The following is a 569-nucleotide window of genomic DNA, read 5'->3' on the forward strand; positions in this document are numbered from 1 at the left end:
ACGAAATCCTGTCAATAATAAAGAAAGGTGAGGAAGTAAGCCCGTGTAAATTCTGGTAGCAAGAACTCCTTGTAGGAAACTGGCTTCGGTAATTAAAAGTACAAAGTATTGTGCGGAGAGCACGTGTAGGAATATTTTTCAGAGAAAAATTACCGTTAACTCACTAGATTTATTATGGAGAGGATATGAATGGAAGCAATAGTAGAAAGATGTGCAGGGTTAGATGTACATGAAAAGACAGTAGTAGCATGCATACTAAAGGGAAATGTAAATGAAAAACCGGAGAAAGAAATAAGAACATTCAACACAACAACAACAGAATTGCTAAAACTTTTAGAATGGTTAGAAGAAAGTAAATGCATACAGGTAGCAATGGAAAGTACAGGGGTCTATTGGAAACCAATATGGAACATATTAGAAACAGGGAGTTTTGAAATGATACTAGCAAATGCAAGGCACATAAAAAATCTACCTGGAAGAAAAACAGATGTAAAAGATGCAGAATGGATAGCGCAGTTATTAAGAAGCGGGTTAATAAATAAAAGTTTTATACCAAATGAAACCATAAG

General features: G+C 34.8%; 1 protein-coding gene. It reads left to right on the plus strand.

Annotated features, from left to right (window positions below):
• Positions 1–189 precede the first annotated feature (189 nt).
• Positions 190–569, plus strand: a 380-nt coding sequence (locus CLORY_RS22915) for an IS110 family transposase (protein WP_139376139.1), incomplete at its 3' end; no start/stop codon positions are given.

This window comes from Clostridium oryzae (assembly GCF_002029235.1).
GTDB classification, from domain to species: domain Bacteria; phylum Bacillota; class Clostridia; order Clostridiales; family Clostridiaceae; genus Clostridium_AE; species Clostridium_AE oryzae.